At 38.3% G+C, this 6879-nt stretch carries 6 protein-coding genes and 1 tRNA gene; 5 read left to right on the top strand and 2 right to left on the bottom strand.

Annotation, left to right across the window (positions count from 1 at the left end; all coding sequences use genetic code 11):
• Positions 1 to 304: 304 nt before the first annotated feature.
• The 5 genes from trxA (at position 305) to ACN0U3_RS14095 (ending at position 3325) form a co-directional block, all read left to right on the top strand.
• The gene (gene trxA, locus ACN0U3_RS14115; protein WP_073213742.1) at positions 305 to 622 is read left to right on the top strand and encodes a thioredoxin; all 318 of its coding nucleotides are present in this window, start codon (positions 305 to 307) and stop codon (positions 620 to 622) included.
• 134 nt (positions 623 to 756) lie between these two features.
• Positions 757 to 1350, top strand: a complete 594-nt coding sequence (locus ACN0U3_RS14110; RefSeq protein WP_073213739.1) for a ClpP family protease — start codon at positions 757 to 759, stop codon at positions 1348 to 1350.
• A gap of 40 nt (positions 1351 to 1390) precedes the next feature.
• Positions 1391 to 1849 carry a copper resistance protein NlpE gene (locus ACN0U3_RS14105; protein ID WP_417266728.1) on the top strand — a complete coding sequence of 153 codons (459 nt, stop codon included), beginning with the start codon at positions 1391 to 1393 and terminating at the stop codon, positions 1847 to 1849.
• Between the two features lie 233 nt (positions 1850 to 2082).
• Positions 2083 to 3012 (top strand): DUF58 domain-containing protein, encoded by a 930-nt coding sequence (locus ACN0U3_RS14100; protein ID WP_417266727.1) that lies wholly within the window; start codon positions 2083 to 2085, stop codon positions 3010 to 3012.
• Positions 3013 to 3251: 239 nt separating this feature from the next.
• Positions 3252 to 3325 (top strand) — tRNA-Asp (locus tag ACN0U3_RS14095).
• A gap of 421 nt (positions 3326 to 3746) precedes the next feature.
• On the opposite strand, the gene ACN0U3_RS14090 is transcribed toward ACN0U3_RS14095, so the two are convergent.
• Both ACN0U3_RS14090 and ACN0U3_RS14085 read right to left on the bottom strand, forming a co-directional pair.
• The gene (locus ACN0U3_RS14090; RefSeq protein ID WP_417266726.1) at positions 3747 to 4094 is read right to left on the bottom strand and encodes a hypothetical protein; all 348 of its coding nucleotides are present in this window, start codon (positions 4092 to 4094) and stop codon (positions 3747 to 3749) included.
• A gap of 289 nt (positions 4095 to 4383) precedes the next feature.
• On the bottom strand, positions 4384 to 6198 hold the full coding sequence (locus tag ACN0U3_RS14085; protein WP_417266725.1) for a HEPN domain-containing protein: 1815 nt from the start codon (positions 6196 to 6198) through the stop codon (positions 4384 to 4386).
• Between the last annotated feature and the right edge of the window lie 681 nt (positions 6199 to 6879).

The raw sequence follows: 6879 nt of genomic DNA, 5'->3' as shown, positions 1-6879 counted from the left end.
CACAGAGCTTTGGTTCACGCCTTTGATAGGGTAAAAGTTGATCTTTTGATATTTTTCTTAAAACTTCCAATATTCTTTCGTAATTTGCACTTAAGTTGTTCATATATAATGTTTTATGGCTAAAACAAGATACTGATTATCAGTGATATGGACAACTTTTTTCTTTTAAATCATAATGCACAACGGGTTTTAAAACTTCAAAAGAATAGATAAAATCAATACAATCATTTCCTAAACGTATGTTAGGGCTGTAAGGTTTCGTATAAAAATTGACTACTTTTGTATATTAATTAAAAACAAGATTATGGCATTAGAAATAACAGACGCAACATTTGAAGAAGCGGTATTAAAAAGTGACAAGCCCGTGTTGGTTGATTTTTGGGCAGCATGGTGTGGGCCTTGCCGAATGGTAGGTCCTATTATGGAAGAACTCAGCAAAGAATATGATGGCAAAGCTGTTGTAGGAAAAGTTGATGTAGACGCAAATCAGGAATTTGCAGCCAAATACGGTGTGCGAAATATTCCTACAGTTTTGGTTTTCCAAAATGGTGAAGTTGTGGGCCGCCAAGTAGGTGTTGCTCCTAAAAATGTATACGCAGAAGCGATAGACTCGTTACTCTAATACGTTTTTAAAAAAAAATAAAATAACGAAAGGCTTGGCGTATTGCTGAGCCTTTTTCTATATTAGTAAAATCTCTAAATGAGTTTACAACCCGTTTTCTAGTCTAAGCTCAGATAGGATTTCTAATAAATAAAATGATAAAACAACCTCGCAATTTACTTGTGAGGATAGACAAAAAAACTATGAGCAAAACAAATAAAGTGCAGGATAAAATAGATGGTAAATTACTTGAAGAACGAAAAGTGTTTCTTTGGGGAATGGTAGACGACAGAAGTGCGCGACATATCGTGGAGCGTTTAATGTATTTAGACGCCTTAAGCCATGACGAAATTAAGTTTTACATTAATAGTCCAGGTGGATATGTAACTTCTGGGTTTTCCATTTACGATACCATGCGCGCAATTAAAAGTCCAGTCACTACAATCTGTACTGGTTTGGCAGCTTCAATGGGAAGTATATTGCTCTCAGCAGGCGATAAAGGGAAAAGATTCATTCAGCCACACGCTCGTGTTATGATTCATCAACCAAGTGGTGGAGCGCGTGGTGTAGCTAGCGACATTGAAATTACGGCACAAGAAATTCTGAAAACCAAAGAAATAAGTGCGAGAATTCTTGCTGAAAACTGTGGACAAGATTTTGAAAAAGTGATGAAAGATTTCAATCGAGATCATTGGATGGACGCTTCAGAATCTGTAGCATACGGAATAGTTGATGGTGTAATGGAATAATGTTTCGGATGTATTCAATTTAAAATATAATTACGTAGATATGAAAAAATCAATCTTCATTTTAGGAATAACAATGCTGACCTTGATGGGTTGTAAAAATCAAGAACAGAAGGAAGTAATTGTTGAAGAAAATATGGACACAATAGTTTCTGATGTAGTTGACGGGCACAATTCACAAAACGCTTTAGATTGGGCAGGAGTGTATGAAGGCACGCTTCCATGCGCAGATTGCGAAGGCATTAATACTGTTATTGAGATTAAAGAGGATAACACATTTGCGCTTGCTCAAACGTACCTCAAAGCCCCTAAAAACAACACTGAAATAAAGTCTAACGGAACTTTTAGTTGGGATACTACTGGATCAAACATCACACTAAAAAACGGTGAAGAAACCACTCATTTTAAAGTTGGGGAAAACCAATTATTTATGCTCGATTCCGAGGGGGAAATGGTAGAAGGAGAATTATCAGAATTTTACATTCTCAAGAAAAAACTTTAAGAACCTTACAATTCAAATTTTCTACAGTTAGCACTACTTAAGTAGTAAAATTTCGTTGTTTATAAGTTGAAAAGTTCAAGTATATAAATAGTAGTACCAAACAACGTTCGCTGAGTGATTTCAATAGCGCTTAGCGAGATTGAAATTGCACCGAAGCGTGGATAAAAAACAGAAATAAACGACACTTCTGCGTAGTTTATATTGAGCATAACCGAAATACTCAGGATGACAAGATGAAGATAGAAAAAGAAATAAATGAAATTACAGGTTTTAAAAACCTTGAACTACTTGCCAAGCAAGTAGTAGAAGGCTTTATTTCTGGATTGCATAAAAGTCCTTTTCACGGGTTTTCAGCAGAATTTGCCGAGCATAAAATTTACAATAGCGGCGAAAGCACCAAGCATATAGATTGGAAGCTGTTTGCGAAAACAGACAAGCTTTACACAAAGCGCTACGAAGAAGAAACAAACCTGCGCTGCCACCTGATTGTGGATAATAGTAGCTCCATGCACTACCCAAAGCTAAAGCAGTTCAATATCAATTCCTTAAATAAAATCGGCTTTTCAGTATTGGCATCTGCGGCTATTATGAATTTGATGAAACGCCAACGCGATGCTGTAGGGCTAAGTATCTATAGCGAAGAATACGAATTTTACTCATCTGAAAAGGGTAGTGAACGGCATCATCAAATGCTTCTTCAGAAATTGCAAGAAGCGTTGCGTTCTTCAAAAGAAAAATCAACAACCGAAACATATCAATACCTACATTTAATTGCAGAAAAACTGAAACGACGTTCGTTGGTGTTTCTTTTTACAGATATGTTACAAAGCGATGTAGAAGCAGAAAAACTCTTTGAAGCCCTACAGCATTTAAAATACAATAAGCACGAAGTAATCCTATTTCATACGTTCGACAAAAAACACGAGGTTGATTTTGATTTTACCAACCGTCCCAAGCGTTTTGTAGATGTTGAAACGGGAGAGCATATCAATTTGTACGCAGATAACATCAAACATCAGTACGGAGAAGCCGTTCAAGCTTACTTTCAGGAATTACAGTTACGATGTGCACAATACAGAATCAAGTATGTTGGCACTGATATAAATGAAAGTTTTAATAAAATATTGACCACCTATCTTGTAGAGCGTCAGAAGTTTGGGTGATGCTAAGCGAATGCTGAAAGGTGAATTTTAAATGAATTTGATGTGCTGAAATAGTATGAAAATTGGCTGCTGAAAATAATTATTTAAATTTTTTTAAAAAATAGTTTGTAGGAATCAAATGGAGTGGTATATTTGCCACCGCTTAATACGGCAAGAGAGTAGTCTCAAAAAGTATGGTAACAATTTTTCACTTAGCTCAACTGTTGTTGAGGTCGCTGTAAAAGGTTGATTGAAAATTTGGTCTGGTAGTTCAGTTGGTTAGAATACCTGCCTGTCACGCAGGGGGTCGCGAGTTCGAGTCTCGTCCAGACCGCATATTCCCTCGAAGGAGGGAATCTCTTTCACACGGAGAGAGCAATAATGTTGTGTTGAGTCACTTAAAGGTGGCTTGTGGTTTAGAAATAGACCGATGAGAAGCTTTTCCTAAAGCCCGCACTGAGCGGAGCCGAAGTGGAGAGGCTTTTTTTGTTTTAGGGCGTTTCTACTTATTTTGCCTTAAATTCTTTCAATTAAATTAGGCGTTTTTTTTTATGGTCTTTCAACTGTCACACTGAGCGCAGTCGAAGTGCCTATTATTCTCCAACCCCAATTGTTCTGTTTATACAAAAATTATAGTTAGTCAATAGAGAAAGAATTCTACATTTTTGCCTCCCCTTTGTTATGAACTTCCAACTGTCACACTGAGCGCAGTCGAAGTGCTTATTATGGATCAAGCCCAGAAGTCATAAAAATTTTCACCCTCCCAACAAAACTTCCTCCAAAGCATCATAACTATCCAATTGCGCATCAGGCATAAGTGCATCTGCTAAATCTAAAATTGTCGCTATGGTCAGATCCTTGGAACATGAAGACAATCTGGGGGAGCAAAACCCTTCCTCATTTTCCAATGCCAAAATACAGACCCGCAACATACAAGAAATAATATAGCGAAGCTCCCCATTGCTTGTTACCTCAAAACTTACTTCCTGCATCGTAACATTACTGTCCCTTCTATAATGTCGCCGTTTTCTAGGTCTTAAAAGTTCAATTGCCTCCGCCAACCTTTCCTTATCCGTTTTAGCTATGCTTTTATTTGTTTCCATTGTCTACTTTTTATCAATAGTTTCCGATTAAAATATTTTAAAATTCCGTTCAGCCAAAGCCAAAAGGCGCTAAAAGAATTTTTATTAAGCGATAGCTTGCTATTTAGTTCACAATTGAAATTTAATAACTAAAAAGTATACTTAATCAATTTAACTTAACTGTCAAACCATTAAAAAGTATGTCTTATGTCTTTCAGCGAAGCGGTCTTACATCTTAGTCGGACACGACTAACTTTTTATTAAACATTTCTCTCCGTCAATAGCAATTCCCACATATCGTCTATAAGTATCACGCCCGAAAAGCCCTTCTTTTTTCAGATTCGTCTGCCAATGTGCGTAGTTGCCTTAGGTGCACTGAAACTTCCTCTGCTGCCTGCCGCAAAAATTCCTCGGCTATATTTATGGCGCTTTCGCTGTCATTAAGATCCACCTGCGGGTTTTCATTGTTGCGTAAAATTCGCCTTGCATTGCAAATTAGATGGTATAGGCGTTGGTTGTCGTATTTTGTTTTGTGAAATATAGTAATGGGCGTTTTTGAAAAATGACTACAGAGATGAAGGAGGTAGGGCAGAGAATACTCCTTCGGTTTAAATTCCCAAAATACTTGGAGCATTCCTAAGCAGGTTTGTTCAATTGCCAATCTTACAATCATAAGAGTTATGGTAAAATCGTATCGTGTAAAGCCATCATCCACAATTAAATCCAATAGGTAAGACGCCTTGCTGGATTTATCACCCCATATTTTTTCAATATTCGTAACCATTATTGGATGATAATTCACCTTAAAGTTAATACCAAAAGACTTTTCGGACTCATAATATGCCCATTGAGATTGAGTAATTATAAACTCCAAAAAATGACTCCCGTAATTTCGTTTTTCCATTACCTCATCAACACTGTAAAAAATAGCATACACCCTGCAGCGCTTCTCGGTTTCTTTATAAATAAATTCGGAAAGCGTACTAGAAATTAGGGAGCTAGGTTCGATGGTGACTAGCAGCAGGGTGAAAATAATGTTATTTTGGTCCAGGGGCGTGCGCTGCTCCAAGTACACTTCCAACGTTTGTCGATTTTCGTACTTGCTGATAAGAAAAACAGAATCAACGTCCATCCTTGTTTTTATCAATTCAACTACCCGTATTAAAAGTTCGTCATCCGTCTCGTAGTTGCCACTTTTGGCAGTATGGACTTCGGGTTCCTCCGTATTCACTTGTTGAGCGTTCATAAAGGGAAAATTGACTGTTTCTTCCCCTACCGTTTGAGGTTCCTTTCCGGCCTCATCTGCCTTATCCTTTTTATAGCTAGCCGCAAAACAGCGCTGCCAGGTGAAATAGAATACCGAATTCACCAAAGTAACCAGTTGCTCTGTCTTGTAGTATAACATAGCTATAGCTTCAAGGGTAGGCTCAAAATCGCTTTGGTACCGTGCGGCGCAATAAGATTGGTCCAATAGTTTCATTACCGCTGCTTCCTCCTCATCATTTGGATCAAAGAAGGAAGCTAGGGAGGGAAGAAAGCCCACACAGTACGCTTGGTGTTCCCTAAGCCTATGGGTAATCTTGTTCCGTCCCATCAAGGCACATTCCCCTGCACGAAATAAAAGTTCCATGGTCTGGTGATAAGCAAAAGTACTCTGGGCATAGTGCCCCTTTTCAAAATGGCTACTCGCCCCTTCACTAAAAGCATCAATCTTTTTTAACTCCTTATCGAAAGCGCGCTTGCTTCTACCTATCAAATCGTTTAGGCAGAGGGCAGAATTCATAAAGGGGAATCCCAGTTCCGGCTGTACATACACCATCCTGCCCAATAATAAATTCTCAATAAAAAAGAGGTTTCCCGCTTCAATCTGTTCCGTAGCATAGCTTTGAGTATACATCCGGTGCCGCAGTTGTGCGTGGCCCTTCAACAAAGCATCCGCTTTCTCAAAGGTGTTGGGATTGCATTCGTTCTCACCAACAATAATGGTAAGCATAGTAACATCAGGGTTAACAATAAATTCCCCCCAAAAAATAAACAGCGGATTCAATTCAACTATCAGCTCATTTAAAAGCTCCTCTGTTAGTAGCTCGGTTGGGGCGGGCGATGTGTTGGGTGTGTAGCTCATTTGTTTGTGTTTTTTGGGTATAGGTGAGGGATTGTCGTTTTTTCTCTACTCTCTACTCTCTACTCTCTACTCTTATTACAACCACAAGTTGCGAAAGCTTGATTGGATATAAAACCTATGAGCCTTGTAAAAAACTAAAAGAGAGGGATATTTTACCGAGTATATTTAGTGTCAACGGTTTCGTCCTTGAGAGAAAAGCGAAGCAAATTCAAGCTTTAGCATAGTTAATCTCTTGAGACTACTTGCTTGAACTTCCCACTTTCTACTTCGTACTTTCAATGTCCGGTCGAGCGCGGGCCTGCCTCGAGCGAGCCACGTTGCAAAAACATCCAGCGGAAGAAATTTCTTTATGAAGTAAATGGAACACTTTTTTCAGAAAGGGACAGTAGGTATGTAGTGGAATGAGCGTAGAATGGAATTATTGATAAATTTTATGCTTATCCGTGAAGTAGCCTAAAATAGACTTAAGACGTTAAGACGTAGGACATAAGACTTTGACTCGGACCCGCCCGAGATCGCGAACTTTATCTAACTTGGATTCAATGTATCACCACGAATTCATTCTTTTCTGAAAATGATGGCGCAAACAGGACGCTTTAGATTTCACGAATGGAACAGACTTTAAGTCTGTTTTGAATGCCTTATAACATTAGTGCAGCATGGTTTAGTCATATTTTCATT

Source organism: Brumimicrobium sp. (genome assembly GCF_048268645.1).
Lineage (GTDB): Bacteria > Bacteroidota > Bacteroidia > Flavobacteriales_D > Crocinitomicaceae > Brumimicrobium > Brumimicrobium ulvae.
The sequence above is the reverse complement of the archived record's forward strand: the minus strand, read 5'-3'. Positions and strand labels throughout refer to the sequence as shown.

Coding starts and splice junctions, on each gene's coding strand:
- trxA (WP_073213742.1), top strand. CDS start 305: ATGGCATTAGAAATAACAGACGCAACATTTGAAGAAGCGGTATTAAAA.
- ACN0U3_RS14110 (WP_073213739.1), top strand. CDS start 757: ATGATAAAACAACCTCGCAATTTACTTGTGAGGATAGACAAAAAAACT.
- ACN0U3_RS14105 (WP_417266728.1), top strand. CDS start 1,391: ATGAAAAAATCAATCTTCATTTTAGGAATAACAATGCTGACCTTGATG.
- ACN0U3_RS14100 (WP_417266727.1), top strand. CDS start 2,083: ATGAAGATAGAAAAAGAAATAAATGAAATTACAGGTTTTAAAAACCTT.
- ACN0U3_RS14090 (WP_417266726.1), bottom strand. CDS start 4,094: ATGGAAACAAATAAAAGCATAGCTAAAACGGATAAGGAAAGGTTGGCG.
- ACN0U3_RS14085 (WP_417266725.1), bottom strand. CDS start 6,198: ATGAGCTACACACCCAACACATCGCCCGCCCCAACCGAGCTACTAACA.